Origin of the sequence: Rhodopseudomonas sp. BAL398, from assembly GCF_033001325.1 — a bacterium.
Taxonomy (GTDB): Bacteria; Pseudomonadota; Alphaproteobacteria; order Rhizobiales; family Xanthobacteraceae; genus JARJEH01.
In genome coordinates this window covers 5,126,203-5,144,899 of record NZ_CP133111.1, presented here as the reverse complement: position 1 = coordinate 5,144,899, position 18,697 = coordinate 5,126,203, and the positions used below count along the sequence as shown (strand labels likewise).

The window sequence follows — 18,697 nt, the reverse complement described above, 5'->3', positions numbered from 1 at the left end:
GAACCGATATGGCCGAAGCTTCCAATGTCGACATCAAAAAGCTGAGCTTCGAACGCGCGATCGAGGAACTTGAAACGATCGTCAAGCGGCTCGAGGACGGCAAAGTTCCACTCGAGGAGTCGGTCGCGATCTATGAACGCGGCGAGGCGCTGAAGCGGCGCTGCGAGGAACTGCTGCGCACCGCCGAGGCCCGCGTCGACAAAATCACCACCGATGGCAGCGGCCAGCCGAGCGGAACCGAGCCGCTTGACCCCCAATAGGCCTGGCGCCGGAGTTCCGATCGATCGGAACCGGCGCTCCCGCCTTGGTTTTGACGCGTTGTCTTCACGCGATCTGGCGCCCACCTCGCTCGAAAACGCACAATTGCACGTCAGACTGTCCGGCAAAGACTGACGCCAGGGGCGGCGGAACCCGGTTCCATGCGGCGCAATCAACCACATTGGCCGAAAGTTCGGTAGCCGAATTGGCCTTTGGCGGCTCATGATTGGCTTTAACGCCAGCTTTGTGTAGAGGTATAGGCTTATGCGCTGAGCCAGGCGCCCGCATCCCTATGGGATCGGAGCGCTGCGGGCTCGGTGGACAGTGCGACAGCAAAGTGACACAGGTCACTTTTTTCGGTCGAAGCAGGCTTTAGGCTTTGAACGATAAGCTACAAAATCGGTTCTCCTCAGGGAGACGGGAGTTGGTGAGACTCCTGCAACACGTCCAGAGCATGCGTCATCGGGGCTTCACCTGCCCCACTTGTGAGACTGGAATATCGCCGTGACCGAATTCAGTAAAACGCCCTTACTTGATACTATTCGCACGCCGGAAGATTTGCGGAAGCTCCGAATTGATCAAGTCCGGCAGGTTGCCGATGAATTGCGCCTGGAGACGATCGACGCGGTGTCGGTCACCGGCGGACATTTCGGTGCCGGCCTCGGCGTCGTCGAACTGACCACCGCGCTGCACTATGTGTTCGACACGCCGCGCGACCGTCTGATCTGGGACGTCGGCCACCAGGCCTACCCGCACAAGATCCTGACCGGGCGCCGCGACCGCATCCGCACGCTGCGCACCGGCGGCGGGCTCTCCGGCTTTACCAAGCGCACCGAGAGCGACTACGACCCGTTCGGCGCCGCGCATTCCTCGACCTCGATTTCCGCCGGCCTCGGCATGGCCGTGGCGCGCGACCTGTCGGGCGCCAAGAACAACGTTATCGCGGTGATCGGTGACGGTTCGATGTCAGCCGGCATGGCCTATGAGGCGATGAACAATGCCGGCGCGATGAATTCCCGGCTGATCGTCATCCTTAACGACAACGACATGTCGATCGCCCCGCCGGTCGGCGCGATGTCGGCCTATCTGTCGCGGCTGTATTCGGGCAAGACCTATCGCTCGCTGCGCGAGGCCGGCAAGCAGATCGGCAAGCACCTGCCGCGGCTGATCGCCGACCGCGCCGCCCGCGCCGAGGAATATTCCCGCGGCTTCATGGTCGGCGGCGGCACGCTGTTCGAGGAACTCGGCTTCTATTATGTCGGGCCGGTCGATGGTCACAATATGGACCACCTGCTGCCGATCCTGCAGAACGTCCGCGACATGGAAAACGGCCCGATCCTGGTCCATGTCGTCACCCAGAAGGGCAAGGGCTACGCGCCCGCCGAGGCCGCCGCCGACAAATATCACGCGGTGGTCAAGTTCGATATCGCCACCGGCACCCAGTCGAAGGCCAAGTCGAACGCGCCGTCCTACCAGAACGTGTTCGGCCAGAGCCTGATCAAGGAAGCCAGCAAGGACGACAAGATCGTCGGCATTACCGCGGCGATGCCGTCGGGCACCGGCATCGATCTGTTCCAGAAGGCGTTCCCCGACCGCAGCTTCGACGTCGGCATCGCCGAGCAACACGCGGTGACCTTCGCGGCCGGCCTCGCCACCGAGGGCTTCAAGCCGTTCTGCGCGATCTATTCAACCTTCCTGCAGCGCGGCTACGACCAGGTGGTGCACGACGTCGCGATCCAGAGCCTGCCGGTCCGCTTCGCGATCGACCGCGCCGGCCTGGTCGGCGCCGACGGCGCCACCCATGCGGGCTCGTTCGATCTGGCCTATCTCGGCTGCCTGCCGAATTTCGTCATCATGGCGGCGGCCGACGAAGCCGATCTGGTCCACATGGTGGCCACGCAAGTGGCGATCAACGACCGCCCCTCCGCGCTGCGCTATCCGCGCGGCGAAGGCCGCGGCATCGAAATGCCGGAAGTCGGCGTCGCGCTGGAGATCGGCAAGGGCCGCATCATCCGCCAGGGCAGCAAAGTGGCGCTGCTGTCGCTCGGCACCCGCCTGGCCGAATGCGAAAAGGCCGCCGAGGAACTGGCGGCGCTCGGCCTGTCCACTACCATCGCGGATGCCCGCTTCATGAAGCCGCTCGACGTCGAGATGGTGACCAGACTGGCGCGCGAGCACGAGATCCTGATCACCATCGAGGAAGGCTCGATCGGCGGTTTCGGCAGCCATGTGATGCAGACGCTGGCCGAGCACGGCCTGCTCGACGGCGGCGTGCGGATGCGCTCGATGGTGCTGCCCGACGAATTCATGGACCACGACACCCCCGCGGCGATGTATGCCCGCGCCGGGCTCGACGCCAAGGGCATCGTCAAGAAGGTGTTCGAAGCGCTCGGCAAGGACGGCCAGGCCGAGACCGTGAAACTGGCGTAGACCGCCTAGGCGGCGCTCATTTGAACTTTGGATGCGCCCTGACCCGGCGCATCCAGGCTTCGCGCATAGCGTCGTCTTTGGCACAATCCCGGCGTGCCGCCTTGCTCCAGAACCCGGCGGGATCGATGGCCGCGATAATGCTGTCACGCCATCGCCAGTGAGGCGTCGGCAACTCCGCCGCAAGGTCCGGATAGAACTCCTCGATCAGCCCACGAAGCGTCGGCCAATATCTGCTCGACCAGCTTGCGAGCAGCACCGCGGCAATGTGAATGTAGGTCAGAGCCTTGATACCAGGCGGCACGTTGCCGAGGCGTGCTCCAAGCGGCGGCCAGACAAACACACAGGCAATGGCAAGAAACAGCCATGCCTGCGTCCAATAGAACCAGCCCATCCTGTTGCTCACATCCAGGTTGTTGAGGAACAATGTCGACCGAATCTGCGGCAAATCCGGAAACTGCAGTTCGAGGTGCAACCCGTAACCGAACACCGAATGGAGCAGGCGCTGGTAGACGCGCTGGTCCACGAGCCAGAAGGCAAGAACTCCGGCACTGCCCACGAAGCAGATCATGCCGCGCAAATAGGCCAGGATGTTCCCGCGCCCGAGGACCTCAGCGGCCGATAGTTGCGACGGTGGCGACGTGGCATTCGTCACGATCAGCGCAATGCCGGTTAAAACTGCCGCGCTCCAAGCGGAACACAGCGCCCTAATCTGGCTTTGCGACTTGTCGAAGTCGCTTTCGAATAAGCGCAGATGCGTATAGACAGCAAGACGTTCCGCGTTTGAAAAGCCGGTCATTGGCAAACTCCGGCGCCGCATATTGAAAATGACAGATTAGCCCAGTCTGCAAACAAGCGAAATGAAGATCTACCTCGCCGGCCCCGATGTTTTTCTGCCCGACGCCTTGGCGGTCGGCCGGCGCAAGGCCGAGCTTTGCGCGCACCACGGGCTGACCGGGCTGTTTCCGCTCGACAATGCCGTCGATCCCACGGCACCCGATGCATCGCTGACGATCTTTCGCGGCAACGAGGCCATGATGAATGACGCCGCCGCCATCATCGCCAATCTGACGCCGTTCCGCGGGCCGAGCGCCGACGCCGGCACCGTGTATGAGCTCGGCTACATGGCTGGGCGCGGCAAGCTGGTGTTCGGCTATTGCAACGACCCGGCGATTTACGCCGACCGCGTCGCCCGATCCGGCGAGCTGACCCGGCGCGACGGCGCGCTGATCGATCAATCCGGACTGATCGTCGAGGATTTCGCCCTGCCCGACAATCTGATGCTGATCCATGCGCTCGACCTGCATGGCTGCGCGCTGGTGACGCCGCGACAGCCACCGGCCGATCCGTGGCGCGATCTTCGCGCATTCGAGGCCTGCGTCGAACTGGCGGTGGTGCGGCTGGCGCCGCTTGCCGCGCGGTTTCCGAGTTGACCTTGGCCAAGCCCGGCAACCTCACGCCCCGCGAACGCGCCGATATGGTGCTGGTCAAACGCGGGCTGTTCGAAAGCCGGGCGCGGGCGCAGGCCGCGATCGAGGCCGGGCTGGTGATCGCCGACGGCAAGATCGTCACCAAGCCGTCCGAGGGCATCGCCGCAGACGCCGTGGTGCAGGCCGAGCCGGCGCATCCCTGGGTGTCGCGCGGCGGCGTCAAGCTCGCCGGCGCGCTGGAGCGCTATCCGATCGAAATCGAAGACCATGTCTGCCTCGACGTCGGCGCCTCCACCGGCGGCTTTACCGAGGTGCTGCTGGCCAATGGCGCCAGCCTGGTGTTCGCGGTTGACGTCGGCACCGATCAACTCCATGCCTCGCTGCATGGCCACCCCAGGATCGTTTCGATGGAACAGACCGACATCCGCAGCCTCGAAGGCACGCGGCTGCCGCAGCGGCCCGACGTGGTGGTGATCGACGCCAGCTTCATCTCGCTGAAGGCGGTGCTGCCGGCGGCGCTGTCGCTGGCGGCTGCGCCGATGCATCTGCTGGCGCTGATCAAGCCGCAATTCGAGGCGACGCGCAAACACGCCAAGCACGGCGTGGTGCGCGACAACAGCGTGCATCAGGCGGTGTGCGACGATGTCGCGGCCTTTGCCGCCTCGCTCGGCTGCACCGACATCGCGGTGTTCGCCTCGCCGATCGTCGGCGGCGACGGCAACGCCGAATTCTTTCTCGGCGCCCGCCGTGGTTGAAACCATCACCCTCGATCATGTCGGCCATCGCGGCGATGGCGTCGGCCTGGTCGGCGATCAGACTGTCTATGTGCCCTATGCGCTGGGCGGCGAGACCGTCGAGGTCGAATCAGTCCGCGGCCATCCCGACCGGCGCCGGCTGCTGCGGGTTGATGTCGCCAGCCCAGAGCGGATCGCGCCGTTCTGCCCGCATTTCGGCGTCTGCGGCGGCTGCGCGATCCAGCATTGGCAGGAGGATGCCTATCGGGCCTGGAAGCGCGGGCTGGTGGTCGAGACGCTGCGGCAATCGGCGATCGACTGTGCGGTCGCGCCCTTGATCGACGCCCATGGCGCCGGGCGCCGCCGCATCACGCTGCACGCCCATAAGGGCACGCATGACGTGCTGAAGCTCGGCTTCACCGCGGCTTCGAGCCACGACATTATCGCGATCGACCATTGCCCGATCCTTGATCCCGGCCTCGATGGCGCGATCGACGCCGCCTGGGCGCTGGCCGAGGCGCTGACCATCATCGGCAAACCGCTGGATATCCAGGTCACGGCAGCCAGCAACGGGCTCGACGTCGATGTCCGCGGCTCCGGTCCATTGCCGACCAAGATGATCGGCGTGCTGTCGGGCATCGCCGAACAGCATCGGCTGGCGCGGCTGACCCGGCACGGCGAATTGGTGCTGATGCGCGATCCGCCGGTGCTGCAGATCGGCACTGCGCAGCTGGTGCTGCCGCCGGGCGCCTTCCTGCAGGCGACGACGGCGGGCGAGGATGCGCTCGGCGCGCTGGTGCTGGCGCATTGCGGCAAGGCGAAACTGATCGCCGATCTGTTCTGCGGCGTCGGTCCGTTCGCGCTGCGGCTGGCGGCAAAAGCCCGCGTCATGGCCTATGACAGCGACGCCCCCGCGGTGCAGGCGCTGCAAAAGGCCGCCACCTCGACCTCGGGGCTGAAGCCGCTCACCGCCGAGACCCGCGACCTGTTCCACCGCCCGCTGGTGCCGCAGGAGCTGCGCGACATCGACGCCGTGGTGTTCGACCCGCCGCGCCAGGGCGCGCAGGCCCAGGCCGAAAAACTCGCCGCCAGCCGCGTGCCGCTGGTGGTCGCGGTGTCGTGCAATGTCGCGACTTTCGCGCGCGACGCCAACATCCTGATCGCGGGCGGCTACAAGATCGACGGCGTGACGCCAGTCGATCAGTTCAAATACACCCCGCATGTCGAGCTGGTGGCGCGGTTTCGCAAGTAAGCGCGGCCGTTGCGCAGCGGCGGGCGTGATGCGGCGGGCGTGTCGCGGCGGGCGAACTAATTCAGCGTCAGTCATTCCGGGGCGCGAGGCCGCAGGCCGAGCGAACCCGGAATCTCGCGACACGGCACGATCGGCAAGATTCCGGGTTCGCTCGCAGCGAAGCTGCTCGCGCCCCGGAATGACCGACACAGGGATGCGGAGGCGCGACGCCGAACGCCGAAAGCCGAAGCCGAAGCCAAAGCCGAAGCCGAAGCCGAAAGTGGCAAGCCCGCAGCGAAGCAACAACTAACCGATGGCGATGCCGCCGCCGATGGTGCGGTTGAGGACCTGGGTGGTTTTCTCGATCCGCTCGGCGGCGGAGTTCAGCGCGGCGATCACCGCGCGGTTGGTCAGGCTGGCGCGGTCGATCGCGTCCGTGGTGCCGCTGCGCAGCGCGTTGACTTCCTGCTCCAGCGCGGCGATCCGGCCCTTGGCGTCGATCAATTCGTCGGCCGCGATCAGCGCCGCCATCACGATCAGCCGGGCGTCGCCGATCTCGCCGAACTTGCCGCGCAGATTCTGGATCCGCGATTCCAGATTATCGGCCAGCGCCAGCAGCCGCGGCTCCTGGCCTTCCTCGCAGGCCATCCGGTATTGCCGGCCATTGATGGTGACGTTGACGTGGTTGGGGGTGGGCGGGGCCTTGGTCGTCATGACGACTCTTCCTCGGCCTCGAGCACGATGCGGATGCTGCCGATCGCCGCATCGAGCCGCTGCGCGATCTCGCGATTGGCGCGCTCCAGCCGGCGCGTGCGCACCAGCGCGCCGTCGAGTTCGTCGGCCAGCCGCGAGCGGTCGGCGCCCAGCGCCTGGATCCGCGATGCCAATTCATCCTCGTCGCGGTCGGCCTCGGCGCGGCGCTCCGCCGCGCTCTCCAGCGCTTCGAGCGCCGCGGCCAAGCGTCGCGTCGCCGCGCCGATCTCGCTTGGGATGGTGTCGGCGCCCGTCGAGCTGCTGGCAGGTCGATCCTTCATGTCTTTCAGCGACCCTTCTGCAAAGCCGTCCAAACAAAAGCCGCGGTTGAACAAGCCTTTAGAGGTGGAAATTTACGTGTCAAACAAGCCGAGCGCAACGTCGCAGCGCAGCTATGCACCGCAAAGAGGCCGTCCCCCATGGGGCGGAGGCCGGTGGCCTTGGACTCGCCCTGACGGGGTGCTATTCAGCTGGGGTCTGGTCCTTTCCGGCGGCATCGGTGATCCACACTTGGGTGATCCAAATTGTGTCGCGCCGGGCCGGTTTTCCGCGTCCCGATGCGCTCGGGACTTCAACAAACGCACGGTTTCAGGCGGTTTCATCATGACGCAGGTCGATCACTCCCGTATGGCCAACGCGATCCGCGCGCTGGCGATGGACGCCGTCGAAAAGGCCAAATCCGGCCATCCGGGCCTGCCGATGGGCGCCGCCGACATCGCCACGGTGCTGTTCACCCAGTTCCTGAAATTCGACGCCGCCGACCCGACCTGGCCGGACCGCGACCGCTTCATCCTGTCCGCCGGCCATGGCTCGATGCTGCTCTATGCGCTGCTGTATCTGACCGGCAATGGCGACATGACGCTCGACCAGATCAAGAATTTCCGTCAGCTCAATTCCAAGACCCCCGGCCATCCGGAGAATTTCATGACCACCGGGGTCGAGACCACCACCGGCCCGCTCGGCCAGGGCGTGGCGTCATCGGTCGGCACCGCGCTGGCGGAGCGGATGCTGGCCGCCGAATTCGGCGACGTCGTGGATCATTATACCTACGTGCTGTGCTCCGACGGCGACCTGATGGAGGGCGTCAGCCACGAGGCGATCGCGCTGGCGGGCCATCTCAAGCTGTCAAAGCTGATCTTCCTGTATGACGACAACGGCATTTCGATCGACGGTCCGCTGACGCTGGCCGACAATGTCGACCAGGTCGCCCGCTTCAAGGCCCATGGCTGGAACGCGGTGCAGATCGACGGCCACGATCAGAAGGCGATCGCCGCGGCGATCACCGCGGCGCAATCCTCCGACCGGCCGAGCATGATCGCCTGCAAGACCACGATCGGCTTCGGCGCGCCGCACAAAGCCGGCACCTCCAAGGCCCATGGCGAGCCGCTCGGCGCCGAGGAACTGGCCGGCGCCAAAAAGGCGCTGGGCTGGGATTACGGCCCGTTCGAGATTCCCGACGACGTGCTCGCCGCTTGGCGCAATGTCGGCAAGCAGGGCGCCTCGGCCCATGTCGACTGGCAGGAGCGGTTCAACGCGATGCCGGACGACGCCCGCGGCGAATTTCAGCGCCGGGTGATCGACCGTACCCGGCCCGAGGGGCTCGGCGCGGCGATCCGCAAGCTGAAGGACAATCTGGTGGCCGAGCCGCAGACCATCGCCACCCGCAAGGCCAGTGAGCTGGCGCTGGAAGCGCTGGTCGGCGTGGTGCCCGAGATGGTGCTGGGCTCCGCCGATCTGACGCCCTCCAACAACACCCGCACCAAACAGGCCAAGGACGTCACGCCGGAGGATTTCAGCGGCCGTTACATCCATTACGGCATCCGCGAAATGGGCATGGCGGCGGCGATGAACGGCATTTCCACCCATGGTGGTTTCATTCCCGCCGGCGGCACCTTCATGTGCTTCACCGACTATGCCCGCCCCTCGATGCGGATCGCGGCGCTGTCGCATGTGTCGGTGGTCTACATCATGACCCATGATTCGATCGGGCTGGGCGAAGACGGCCCGACCCATCAGCCGGTCGAGCATCTGGCCAGCCTGCGGGCGATGCCGAACATGCGGGTGTTCCGCCCGGCCGACCCGGTCGAGACCGCCGAGTGCTGGCAGCTGGCACTGGAAAACACCTCTGGCCCCACCGTGTTGGCGCTGTCGCGGCAAAATCTGACGCCGGTGCGCACCACCAAGCACGACGACAATCTGTGCGCCCATGGCGCCTATGAGCTGGTCGCCGCGCACGGCAAGGCCAGCGTCTCGCTGTTCGCCTCCGGCTCCGAGGTCGAGATCGCGGTGGCGGCGCAGAAGCTGCTGGCCGGGCGCGGCGTCGCCGCGCGCGTGGTGTCGGTGCCGTCGCTGGACTTGCTGCTGCAGCAGCCCGACCATCTGCGCCACGCCATTATCGGCGACGCCCCGGTCAAGGTCGCGATCGAGGCCGCGGTGCGGTTCGGCTGGGACGCGGTGATCGGCCCCGACGGGGTGTTCATCGGCATGACCCGATTCGGCGCCAGCGCCCCGGCCAAGGAGCTCTACAAGTACTTCGGCATCACCGCCGAAGCCGCAGCGGAGGCGGCCGCGGCCCGGCTCGACGGCAAGTAACTATCGGCCGGCATCACAATAATGGCGCATTGCAACGGGTCGTCATTCAGGGCAGAAACCGTCCAACAATGAGCCGCACGCCTCATAACAATGGAAATCACTAGCACCAAGGAGAAGTTGAATGGCAGTTCGGGTGGCGATCAATGGGTTCGGCCGCATCGGTCGCAATGTGCTGCGGGCGATCTACGAATCCGGCCGCGACGATATCGAAGTCGTCGCCATCAATGATCTCGGCCCGGTCGAGACCAATGCCCATCTGCTGCGCTTCGATTCGGTGCATGGCCGTTTTCCCGGCACCGTGACGGTCGACGGCGACAGCATCGATATCGGCAAGGGCAAGATCAAGGTCACCGCGGTCAAGGACCCCGCCTCGCTGCCCTACAAGGACATCGGCGTCGACATCGCGCTGGAATGCACCGGCATCTTCACCGCGCGCGACAAAGCCGCGATGCTGCTGAGCGCCGGCGCCAGGCGCGTGCTGGTCTCTGCCCCCTCCGACGGCGCCGACGCCACGATTGTCTACGGCGTCAACCACGACAAGCTGACCCGCGAACATCTGGTCGTCTCCAACGGCTCCTGCACCACCAATTGCCTGGCGCCGGTGGTCAAGGTGCTGAACGATCTGGTCGGGATCGAGACCGGCTTCATGACCACGATCCACGCCTATACGGGCGACCAGCCGACCCTCGACACCATGCACAAGGATCTGTATCGCGGCCGCGCCGCAGCGATGTCGATGATCCCGACTTCGACCGGCGCCGCCAAGGCGATCGGCCTAGTGCTGCCGGAACTGAAGGGCAAGCTCGACGGCGTTTCGATCCGGGTGCCGAGCCCGAATGTCTCGGTGATCGACCTCAAGATCATCGCCAAGCGCGAAACCACCAAGGACGAGATCAACGAGGCGATGCGCCGCGCCGCGCAGCAGGAACTGAAGGGAATCCTCGGCTTCACCGACTTCCCCAACGTCTCGATCGATTTCAACCACGACCCGCATTCCTCGACGTTCCACATGGACCAGACCAAGGTGCAGAACGGTACCTTCGTCCGGGTGATGTCCTGGTACGACAATGAATGGGGCTTCTCCAACCGCATGGCCGATACCGCCGTGGCGATGAGCAAGCTGATCTGACGTTCCCGTGCTAGTGTTCGGCGATGACAGACACCAAGGCAAAGGCCGGATTTGATCGGTTAGCCGACCTCATCAACGAGAGCTTTCCCAAGCTCTCGTGCCTTCGCTGCGGGCATGATCAGTTTTTCCTGACTGATGATCCCGCAGCGGCCAGCCTCAAGGAAGTGAGGCTGTTGCTTGGAATGCCGTCAACACAGGCCGACGATGCGCTCGGCGCGGTCGCTACGCTGGTCTGCAGGCGCTGTGGCCTCGTTGAACAACACTTGACCGACGTACTGAAGGACGCGGTAAAACCACTACCCGTGCCGAAAGCCTGACGCCTATGCCGGTCGTTCCATTCCCCGGCGGCGGTGGACGGTCCAGCGGCAGCGGCCCGGAGGATCCCGTGCTGGAGCAACGCGTTGCTCGCCTCGAAGACGATATGAAGGACGTCAAGACGTCGCTTCGATCAATTGAACTTACCCTGGCAAAAATTGAAGGTCACCTGACCGGCATCGATGCGCGCTTCGCCAGCCTGCCGACGACATGGACGATACTCACTATCATTTTCGCAACCTGGGGAATCGGCTCAGGTATCCTCATCTTCGCACTGAATGTTCTGAGAAAATGAAAAAATCATTCCGCACCCTCGATGACGTGAACGTCAAAGGCCAGCGCGTCTTGCTGCGCGTCGATCTCAACGTGCCGATGGACAAGGGCGTCGTCACCGACACCACCCGCCTGGAGCGGGTCTCGCCCACTATTACCGAGCTCGCCGACAAGGGCGCAAAGGTGATCCTGCTGGCGCATTTCGGCCGGCCCAAGGGCCGGGACGAGAAGAATTCGCTGAAGCCGGTTGCGGCCGGGCTCGCAGAGGTGATCAAGAAGCCGGTCGGCTTCGCCGACGACTGCATCGGCGAGTCCGCCGCCAAGGCGATCGCCGCGATGGCCGACGGCGACATCCTGTGCCTGGAAAATACCCGCTTCCATCCGGAAGAGGAAAAGAACGACCCCGCCTTCGTCGCCAAGCTCGCCGAGCTGGGCGACATCTGGGTCAATGACGCGTTCTCGGCGGCGCACCGCGCCCACGCCTCGACCGAAGGCCTCGGCCACAAGCTGCCAGCCTATGCGGGCCGCACCATGCAGGCCGAAATCAGCGCCTTGAACAAGGCGCTGGAGGCGCCGACCAAGCCGGTGATCGCCATCGTCGGCGGCGCCAAGGTCTCCAGCAAGATCGATCTGTTGGAAAACCTGGTCGCCAAGGTCGACGCGCTGGTGATCGGCGGCGGCATGGCCAACACCTTCCTGCACGCCCAAGGCATCGGCATCGGCAAGTCGCTGTGCGAAAAGGATCTGGCGGCGACCGCGCTGCGGATCATCGCCAAGGCCGAGGCCGCCAATTGTGCCATCATCCTGCCGGTCGACGCCATCGTGGCCTATCATTTCGAGGCCAACGCGCCGTCGCACGCTTATGGGCTCGACGCCATTCCGGCCGACGGCATGATCCTCGATGTCGGCCCGCTGTCGGTCGAGCGGATCAATGCGGCGATCGACGACGCCGCGACGCTGGTGTGGAACGGCCCGGTCGGCGCCTTTGAAATGGCGCCGTTCGACCGCGGTACCGTGGCGGCAGCCAAGCATGCCGCCGAACGCACCAAGGCCAAGAAGCTGATCTCGGTCGCCGGCGGCGGCGACACCGTGGCGGCGCTTAACCATGCCGGCGTCGCCGAAGATTTCAGCTATATTTCAACCGCCGGCGGCGCCTTCCTGGAATGGATGGAAGGCAAGCCGCTGCCCGGCGTCGAGGTGCTGGGCGCGTAACGGGCAAGCGACCCCGGCTTGCAGCCCGACCCGCGGCGGCCTATGTTACATGTAACGCTTCCAGCAGAGGAACCGTGCGATGGCAAAGGCCGCAGACAAGGTGGTGAAGCGGAGCAGCGCAACCGGGCGCGGCGAAAGCGCAGGTCGAGTCCGCAAGCACCGCGAGAAGATGAAGGCGATGGGCTTGAAGCCGGTGACGTTATGGGTTCCGGACGTGAATTCACCGGAGTTCAGGGCCCAGGTGGCGCGCGATATCGCGGCCATCAATGCCAGTGCCGATGAGAAGGTCATCCTCGAAGAGCTCTCGCATATCGAGATCGATGGCTGGAAATGAGGCGCGGCGACCTGGTGACGGTTGCAATGTCAGGCCCTTACGGAAAACCGCGTCCCGCGGTTATCATTCAGGCCGACTCCTTCGAGCATGTTCAATCCGTCACCTTCCTGCCCCTGACCAGCGATATAACCGAAGCCCTCACGTTTCGCGTGCTGATCGAACCCAGTTCGGAAAACCGGCTGCGCGCGACGTCACAAGTTATGGCAGATAAGTGTTCCACACTTCCCCGGAACAAGGTGGGGGACGTCTTCGGCCGCCTCACCGATTCCGACATGACCGCGGTCAATCGCGCCCTCGCCATTTTCTTGGGCTTTGTCTAATACCGGGCCGACACCAAAACCAACCAAGAAACCACCCTGGAGACCGATGATGAACCTCGCCGACCTCAACAAGATCGCCACAGCCATGGTCGCGCCCGGCAAGGGCCTGCTCGCCGCCGACGAATCCTCCGGCACAATCAAGAAGCGGTTCGACGTCATCGGCGTGGAATCCACCGAGGATTCCCGGCGCGACTACCGCGAAATGATGTTCCGCGCCAAGGATGCGATGACCAACGCCATTTCGGGCGTGATTCTGTATGACGAGACGATCTGGCAGAACGCCAAGGACGGCACCCCGCTGGTCAAGCTGATCGAAGCCGCCGGTTCCATTCCGGGCATCAAGGTCGATGAAGGCACCCAGCCGCTGCCGAATTGTCCGGGCGAATTGATCACCGTCGGTCTCGACAAGCTCGCCGAGCGGCTGGCGAAATATTACAAGCAGGGCGCCCGCTTCGCCAAATGGCGCGCGGTGATCGATATCGGCGCCGGGATTCCGAGCTATGCGGCGATCCACACCAATGCGCATGCGCTGGCGCGTTACGCCGCGCTGTGCCAAGCCGCGCAGATCGTGCCGATCGTCGAGCCCGAAGTGCTGATGGACGGCGATCACGACATCGACCGCTGCTTCGAGGTCACCGAATTCGTGCTGAAGGAAACGTTCCAGGAACTGTACTACCAGAAGGTCGCGCTCGAAGGCATGATCCTGAAGCCCAATATGGCGATCGCCGGCAAGAAATCGAAGAAGCAGGCCGGTGCCGACGAAGTCGCCGAGAAGACCGTGCGGCTGCTGAAGCGCTGCGTGCCGGCGGCGGTGCCGGGCATTGCCTTCCTGTCCGGCGGCCAGTCCGATCAGGACGCCACCGCGCATCTCGACGCCATGAACAAGATCGGCGGCCTGCCCTGGCCGCTGACCTTCTCCTATGGTCGCGCGCTGCAGGCGGCGCCGCAAAAGGCCTGGTCCGGCAAGACCGAGAATGTCGCCGCCGGCCAGCAGGCCTTCACCCATCGGGCCCGGATGAATTCTCTCGCCAGCAAGGGCGAGTGGACAGCCGCGCTGGAGCAAAAGGTAGCTTAACTCCGAATGGCCACGAAACCCGCCCCGACACGACCGGCGACGCGACTCTATCTCGCGACCCCGGTCGTGGATGATCCGTCGTCGCTGCTCGCCGCCCTGCCCGCACTGCTGGCCGGGGCCGACATCGCGGCGGTGTTGCTGCGGCTGCAACTGACCGATCAGCGCAGCATGATCACCCGGATCAAGGCGCTGGCGCCTTTGATCCAGGACGCCGGCGCGGCGGTGCTGCTCGAGGGCCATGCCGAATTGGTGGCGCGGGGCGGCGCCGATGGCGCGCATCTCGACGGCGTCGCGGCGATGGACGAATGGCTGCCGAATCTGAAGCCGGACCGGATCGCCGGCGTGGGCGGGTTGGTGACCCGCCATGATTCGATGCTGGCCGGCGAGGCCGGCGCCGATTACGTGCTGTTCGGCGAGCCCGGCCGTGACGGCGAACGGCCGTCGGTCGAGGCGATCGCCGAGCGACTGCAATGGTGGGCCGAATTGTTCGAGCCGCCCTGTGTCGGCTACGCGATGTCGTGCGACGAAGCCTTCGAATTCGCCGCCGCCGGTGCCGATTTCGTGCTGGTCGGCGATTTCATCTGGGCGGATCCGCGCGGCGCCGCCGCGGCGCTGGCGGAGGCGGCCGCGGCCGTCGCCCGCGGCTTTGCGTCGCCCGGCGCGTTCCGCCCGATCCAGGAATGATCGCGATGAAGACCCTGCAACTGATTTCGATGGTGGCGGCGACGCTGTTGCTGGCCGACAGCGCGACGGCGCAGATCTCGCTGACGCCCCCGGCGGTCAATCCGTTTCCGAAACCGATCGCTCCGGAAAAATCCAAGGAGAAACCCAAGCCCAAACCGAAGCCGAGGCCGGTCGCGGCGGAGGCCAAGAAGCCCGACGCCAAAAAGCCCGATGCCGACAAACCCGGCACCGAGAAAGCATCGGCGCCGACCGCCGAGGCCGCCGTCAATGAGGGGCCCAATGTCGATCTGGTGTTCGCCGCCTATCAGCGCGGCCAATACAAGACCGCCTTCGATCTGGCCACCGTCCGCGCCCAGGAGCTCAGCGATCCCAAGGCGATGACCATGCTGGGCGAGCTTTATGCCAATGGCCTCGGAATCAAGCGCGACTACCCGAAGGCGATCGACTGGTACAAGCGCGCCGCCGATCTCGGCGACCGCGAGGCGATGTTCGCGCTGGCGATGATGCGCATGGCCGGGCGCGGCGCCCCGGCCGACCGCGAGGAAGCCGCCAGATTGCTGGCCTCGTCGGCCAAGCTCGGCAATCCCAAGGCGGCCTATAATCTGGCGCTGCTCTATATCGACGGCCACACCTTCCCGCAGGATCTCAAGCGCGCCGCCGAATTGCTGCGGCTGGCCGCCGATGCCGGCAATCCCGAAGCCCAATATGCGCTGGCGACTTTCTACAAGGAGGGCACCGGGGTTCCGAAAAATATCGAACAATCGGTGCGGCTGCTGCAGGCGGCCTCGGTCGCCGGCAATGTCGATGCCCAGCTCGAATATGCCATCGCGCTGTTCAACGGAACCGGGACACCCAAGAATCAGATCGCCGCCATCGCGCTGCTGCGCAAGGCGGCCCAGCAGAACAATCCGATCGCCCAGAACCGGCTGGCGCGGGTGCTGGTGCTGGGCGAAGGCGTGCCGGTCGACCGGATCGAGGGCCTCAAATGGCACCTGATCGCCAAAACCGCCGGCAAGGGCGACCTGATGCTCGACGAGGCGCTGGCGCAGCTCAAGCCCGAGGAGCGCGCCAAGGTCGACGAGGCCGCGCGTAAATGGCTGGGCGGCAAATGATCCGGCTTGACGCCGCCCCCTGCGCAGGGCACCCCTGAGCCGAAATCCCACCCTTCCCAGCCCTGACCTGACGCTCAGGTCGTCTTGAGCCGAGATCATGCTGCATTCAGCCCTCATGAACGTCATGGTGAAAGCCGCGCGCCGCGCCGGCCGCAGCCTCAAACGCGATTTCGGCGAGGTCGAAAATCTCCAGGTCTCGCTGAAAGGCCCGGCGAATTTCGTCTCGCTCGCCGACAAGCGCGCCGAGGAGATGCTGTATGCCGACCTGTCGAAGGCGCGGCCCGGCTACGGCTTCATCGGCGAGGAAGGCGGCATCCGCGAAGGCGACGACAAGACCCATACCTGGATCGTCGATCCGCTGGACGGCACCACCAACTTCCTGCACGGCATTCCGCAATTCGCGATCTCGATCGGGCTGCAGCGCGAAGGCCAGATGATCGCCGGCCTGATCTACAATCCGGCGAATGAAGAGCTCTATATGGCCGAGAAGGGCAAGGGCGCGTTCATGAACGACAGCCGCCTGCGCGTCGCCGGCCGCCGCCAGCTCAATGATTGCGTGATCGCCTGCGGTCTGCCGCATATCGGACGCGGCGACTTCCAATTGTCGCAGCGGGAGATGGCCGCGCTGCAGCCGAAGGTCGCGGGCCTGCGCCGGTTCGGCGCCGCCTCGCTCGACATGGCCGCGGTCGCGGCCGGCCGCTTCGACGGCTATTGGGAGCGTAACCTGTCGTCCTGGGACATCGCGGCCGGCATCGTGATGATCCGCGAAGCCGGCGGCGTTGTCGGCGACATCCATGGCGGCGACCTCTTGAAGACCGGCAACGTGGTCTGCGGCAATGAATACGTCCACGGCGAGCTGGTGAAGATCATCAAGCCGCTGGGCTAGGCGAAGGCTGGGTGGCGCCGGGGTCGGGCTGGCGCGCTGGGCTCGCGCTTGAGCCACAGCGCAAGCCTCATCCTTCGAGACGGCGCTGAAGAAGCGCCTCCTCAGGATGAGGACGATAGGCGACGCTGCGTGGCTTGAGAAGATTCCTGCAATCGGGATTTAGGCTGAGGCGGGATTTGGTCGGGCTGGGGCTGGGCTGGCGCTGGAGCCGCAGCGCAAGCCTCATCCTGAGGAGCCCGCCGCAGGCGGGCGTCTCGAAGGATGAGGCGTCCGGCGTTTTGCAAGCAGACGCAGCTCATATGTCGCCGACAAGGTCGTCATTGCGAGGAGCGAAGCGACGAAGCAATCCAGTGCGTGACGCCCCTGGATCGCTTCGCTGTCGGACGGCGCTGCGCGCCGGCCTCGGCTCGCAATGACGGACGCGCTCGCGGACAGGCGACTTTAGTCCCCCGCTACTCGTCCTTGGCGCATTGCGGCGACCATTGCGCCATCAGGGTTTCGAGCTTTTCGGGCTCCTCGGCGGCGAATTCGGATTTGACGCGGTCCATCTCGCGCAGCGCTGCGGAGCCCGCGACCGCGGTGAGGCTGATTTCGTCGAACAGCTGCGCCATCTCGGCAAACACGCTGCGATCGGCTTCGTCTTCGCCGAGACCATCGAGCTCCGCCATCAGCGCCAGCGTCGCGACGATGCGCTGCTTCTGGTCGCGGGCGCGATGCAGGAAGCGCTTCGACAGCCGCCGCGCCTCCAGATTGAGGAAGCGGTCGAACGCCGAGCACAGCATGTCGCGGCAATGCCCGTCCATGTTGGACTGGGTGATCACCGCGCGCATCCGCTCCATCAGCTCGAACGCTTCGCTATCGGCGCTGTGGGAAGCCATCGCGAAACCCTCCCGCCTGCGACGGCGTGGCTAGGATGCCGGAATCAGCTGATGGACCTCGCCGGCGGCGGCGACGAAACTCGAGCCCGGCTTGGCATAGAGGAAGCCGTTGGCGACCGGGACCGGATAGAGCCCGGTCAATTGCTCGGCGCCCGCTGCGGCGTCGAGCTTGCCGTCGATGACGTCGCGGAACAGCCGGGTCACCGCCACCATGTCGCATTGCTGCGGCGACAGCCGCAACGCGCCGACGCCGGCGTCGGCGAGCTTGTCGATGTCGCCGAGCAGGCTGGTGCAGGCATAGGCCAGCGTCTGTACGCCGTTCATCGTCAGGAACGGCTCATTGTCGAGCGTCGTCACCGCCAGCCCGTCGGGGTCCTGCTCGCAGACGAATTTGCAATTGTCCTTCGACAGCTTGTTGAGCCTGGCGTGATAGCAGCGCGCCGAGATCGCCAGCGGCGCGCGGCCGAAGCCGAACACCTCGAACGTGACGTCGGGCTGCGATCGGGCGATGGTGCGGATCGCCGACAGCGGCAATTCCGGCGGCAGGCAGATCCGCCGCGCGCCGCGCGAGGCGAAGAATGCCGCCGCGGCCTCGTTGTAGATGTTGACGAAGGGGCCGATCGCGTGCGGCCGGCCGCCCAGCATGCCGAGGCAGGACAGGTCGTTCACCTCCATGGTGAATTCCTCGGCGGCGGCGAGTTCAGCCATCGCCTTGCGCTCGCGCACCAGCGACATCAGCGTCAGCGAGCCCATCAGCACTTGCTTGCCGCAGGCGCTCAGCCGCTCGACCACCGCGGGGATGTGGTCCTCGATGAAGGGCGAACGCTTCGAGCAGACGATCTCGCCGACCACCACGGTATCGACCGGGGCTTCCTCGGCGATGCGAAAATAGAAGTCGCGCCACTGCTCCGGCTTCCAATTGTAAAGCACCGGTCCAAGAGTGAGTTGGAAGTCCTTCGCCGCTGCGCTCATCGCCATCGTCCCAATCTGATTTCCTCGAGAGTCTCACAAGACCGGACGCCAGAGCTCGTCATTGCGAGGAGCGTAGCGACGA

The 18,697-nt window shown here is 65.2% G+C and carries 21 protein-coding genes; 16 read left to right on the top strand and 5 right to left on the bottom strand.

Annotated elements, in window-relative coordinates; genetic code table 11:
* Positions 1 to 8 precede the first annotated feature (8 nt).
* The gene (locus tag RBJ75_RS24200) at positions 9 to 260 is read left to right on the top strand and encodes an exodeoxyribonuclease VII small subunit (RefSeq protein WP_044412959.1); all 252 of its coding nucleotides are present in this window, start codon (positions 9 to 11) and stop codon (positions 258 to 260) included.
* Positions 261 to 762: 502 nt separating this feature from the next.
* Complete coding sequence (gene dxs / locus RBJ75_RS24195) at positions 763 to 2,688, top strand: 1-deoxy-D-xylulose-5-phosphate synthase (RefSeq protein ID WP_044412956.1); 1,926 nt, start codon at positions 763 to 765, stop codon at positions 2,686 to 2,688.
* A 16-nt stretch (positions 2,689 to 2,704) separates the two neighbouring features.
* On the opposite strand, the gene RBJ75_RS24190 is transcribed toward dxs, so the two are convergent.
* A complete protein-coding gene (locus RBJ75_RS24190) occupies positions 2,705 to 3,484 on the bottom strand; it encodes a hypothetical protein (RefSeq protein ID WP_044412953.1) in 780 nt (259 codons plus the stop codon).
* 61 nt (positions 3,485 to 3,545) lie between these two features.
* Here RBJ75_RS24190 and RBJ75_RS24185 point away from each other — a divergent pair, with 61 nt between their 5' ends.
* The 3 genes from RBJ75_RS24185 to RBJ75_RS24175 are packed head-to-tail and all read left to right on the top strand — an operon-like array spanning position 3,546 to position 6,101.
* Complete coding sequence (locus RBJ75_RS24185; RefSeq protein ID WP_044412950.1) at positions 3,546 to 4,118, top strand: nucleoside 2-deoxyribosyltransferase; 573 nt, start codon at positions 3,546 to 3,548, stop codon at positions 4,116 to 4,118.
* Between the two features lie 44 nt (positions 4,119 to 4,162).
* Positions 4,163 to 4,870: a TlyA family RNA methyltransferase gene (locus RBJ75_RS24180; protein WP_152647750.1), complete on the top strand. Its 708-nt coding sequence runs from the start codon at positions 4,163 to 4,165 to the stop codon at positions 4,868 to 4,870.
* Positions 4,863 to 6,101 carry a class I SAM-dependent RNA methyltransferase gene (locus tag RBJ75_RS24175; protein WP_044412944.1) on the top strand — a complete coding sequence of 413 codons (1,239 nt, stop codon included), beginning with the start codon at positions 4,863 to 4,865 and terminating at the stop codon, positions 6,099 to 6,101. The genes RBJ75_RS24180 and RBJ75_RS24175 overlap by 8 nt, the downstream gene beginning before the upstream one ends.
* A gap of 285 nt (positions 6,102 to 6,386) precedes the next feature.
* On the opposite strand, the gene RBJ75_RS24170 is transcribed toward RBJ75_RS24175, so the two are convergent.
* Positions 6,387 to 6,794, bottom strand: a complete 408-nt coding sequence (locus RBJ75_RS24170; RefSeq protein WP_044409788.1) for a cell division protein ZapA — start codon at positions 6,792 to 6,794, stop codon at positions 6,387 to 6,389.
* The gene (locus RBJ75_RS24165) at positions 6,791 to 7,114 is read right to left on the bottom strand and encodes a DUF4164 family protein (RefSeq protein ID WP_044409796.1); all 324 of its coding nucleotides are present in this window, start codon (positions 7,112 to 7,114) and stop codon (positions 6,791 to 6,793) included. Before RBJ75_RS24165 ends, RBJ75_RS24170 begins: the two co-directional genes overlap by 4 nt.
* A gap of 322 nt (positions 7,115 to 7,436) precedes the next feature.
* Between RBJ75_RS24165 and tkt the strand changes: the two genes are divergently transcribed.
* The 11 genes from tkt to RBJ75_RS24110 all read left to right on the top strand — a co-directional run bounded on the left by tkt (position 7,437) and on the right by RBJ75_RS24110 (position 16,765).
* Positions 7,437 to 9,425, top strand: a complete 1,989-nt coding sequence (tkt, locus tag RBJ75_RS24160; RefSeq protein WP_044409786.1) for a transketolase — start codon at positions 7,437 to 7,439, stop codon at positions 9,423 to 9,425.
* A gap of 121 nt (positions 9,426 to 9,546) precedes the next feature.
* Entirely contained in the window at positions 9,547 to 10,554 is a 1,008-nt protein-coding gene (gap, locus tag RBJ75_RS24155) for a type I glyceraldehyde-3-phosphate dehydrogenase (protein WP_044409783.1), read from the top strand.
* A 23-nt stretch (positions 10,555 to 10,577) separates the two neighbouring features.
* Positions 10,578 to 10,871: a hypothetical protein gene (locus RBJ75_RS24150; protein WP_044409780.1), complete on the top strand. Its 294-nt coding sequence runs from the start codon at positions 10,578 to 10,580 to the stop codon at positions 10,869 to 10,871.
* Between the two features lie 68 nt (positions 10,872 to 10,939).
* Positions 10,940 to 11,164, top strand: coding sequence for a hypothetical protein (locus RBJ75_RS24145; protein WP_234707382.1), 225 nt, complete (start codon positions 10,940 to 10,942; stop codon positions 11,162 to 11,164).
* Positions 11,161 to 12,354, top strand: a complete 1,194-nt coding sequence (locus RBJ75_RS24140) for a phosphoglycerate kinase (RefSeq protein ID WP_044409774.1) — start codon at positions 11,161 to 11,163, stop codon at positions 12,352 to 12,354. The genes RBJ75_RS24145 and RBJ75_RS24140 overlap by 4 nt, the downstream gene beginning before the upstream one ends.
* A gap of 79 nt (positions 12,355 to 12,433) precedes the next feature.
* Entirely contained in the window at positions 12,434 to 12,688 is a 255-nt protein-coding gene (locus RBJ75_RS24135; RefSeq protein WP_044409770.1) for an antitoxin MazE family protein, read from the top strand.
* Entirely contained in the window at positions 12,685 to 13,008 is a 324-nt protein-coding gene (locus RBJ75_RS24130; RefSeq protein ID WP_044409767.1) for a type II toxin-antitoxin system PemK/MazF family toxin, read from the top strand. Before RBJ75_RS24135 ends, RBJ75_RS24130 begins: the two co-directional genes overlap by 4 nt.
* 49 nt (positions 13,009 to 13,057) lie before the next feature.
* A complete protein-coding gene (locus RBJ75_RS24125) occupies positions 13,058 to 14,083 on the top strand; it encodes a class I fructose-bisphosphate aldolase (protein ID WP_044409793.1) in 1,026 nt (341 codons plus the stop codon).
* Between the two features lie 6 nt (positions 14,084 to 14,089).
* Positions 14,090 to 14,767, top strand: a complete 678-nt coding sequence (locus RBJ75_RS24120) for a thiamine phosphate synthase (protein ID WP_044409765.1) — start codon at positions 14,090 to 14,092, stop codon at positions 14,765 to 14,767.
* A 5-nt stretch (positions 14,768 to 14,772) separates the two neighbouring features.
* On the top strand, positions 14,773 to 15,879 hold the full coding sequence (locus tag RBJ75_RS24115) for a tetratricopeptide repeat protein (RefSeq protein WP_044409791.1): 1,107 nt from the start codon (positions 14,773 to 14,775) through the stop codon (positions 15,877 to 15,879).
* Between the two features lie 97 nt (positions 15,880 to 15,976).
* Complete coding sequence (locus RBJ75_RS24110; RefSeq protein ID WP_044409762.1) at positions 15,977 to 16,765, top strand: inositol monophosphatase family protein; 789 nt, start codon at positions 15,977 to 15,979, stop codon at positions 16,763 to 16,765.
* 452 nt (positions 16,766 to 17,217) lie between these two features.
* Here the strand turns inward: RBJ75_RS24110 and RBJ75_RS24105 are convergent, their stop codons facing one another.
* Entirely contained in the window at positions 17,218 to 17,643 is a 426-nt protein-coding gene (locus tag RBJ75_RS24105) for a hypothetical protein (RefSeq protein ID WP_044403815.1), read from the bottom strand.
* Positions 17,644 to 17,673: 30 nt separating this feature from the next.
* A complete protein-coding gene (locus RBJ75_RS24100; RefSeq protein ID WP_044403821.1) occupies positions 17,674 to 18,615 on the bottom strand; it encodes a U32 family peptidase in 942 nt (313 codons plus the stop codon).
* Positions 18,616 to 18,697: the final 82 nt, after the last annotated feature.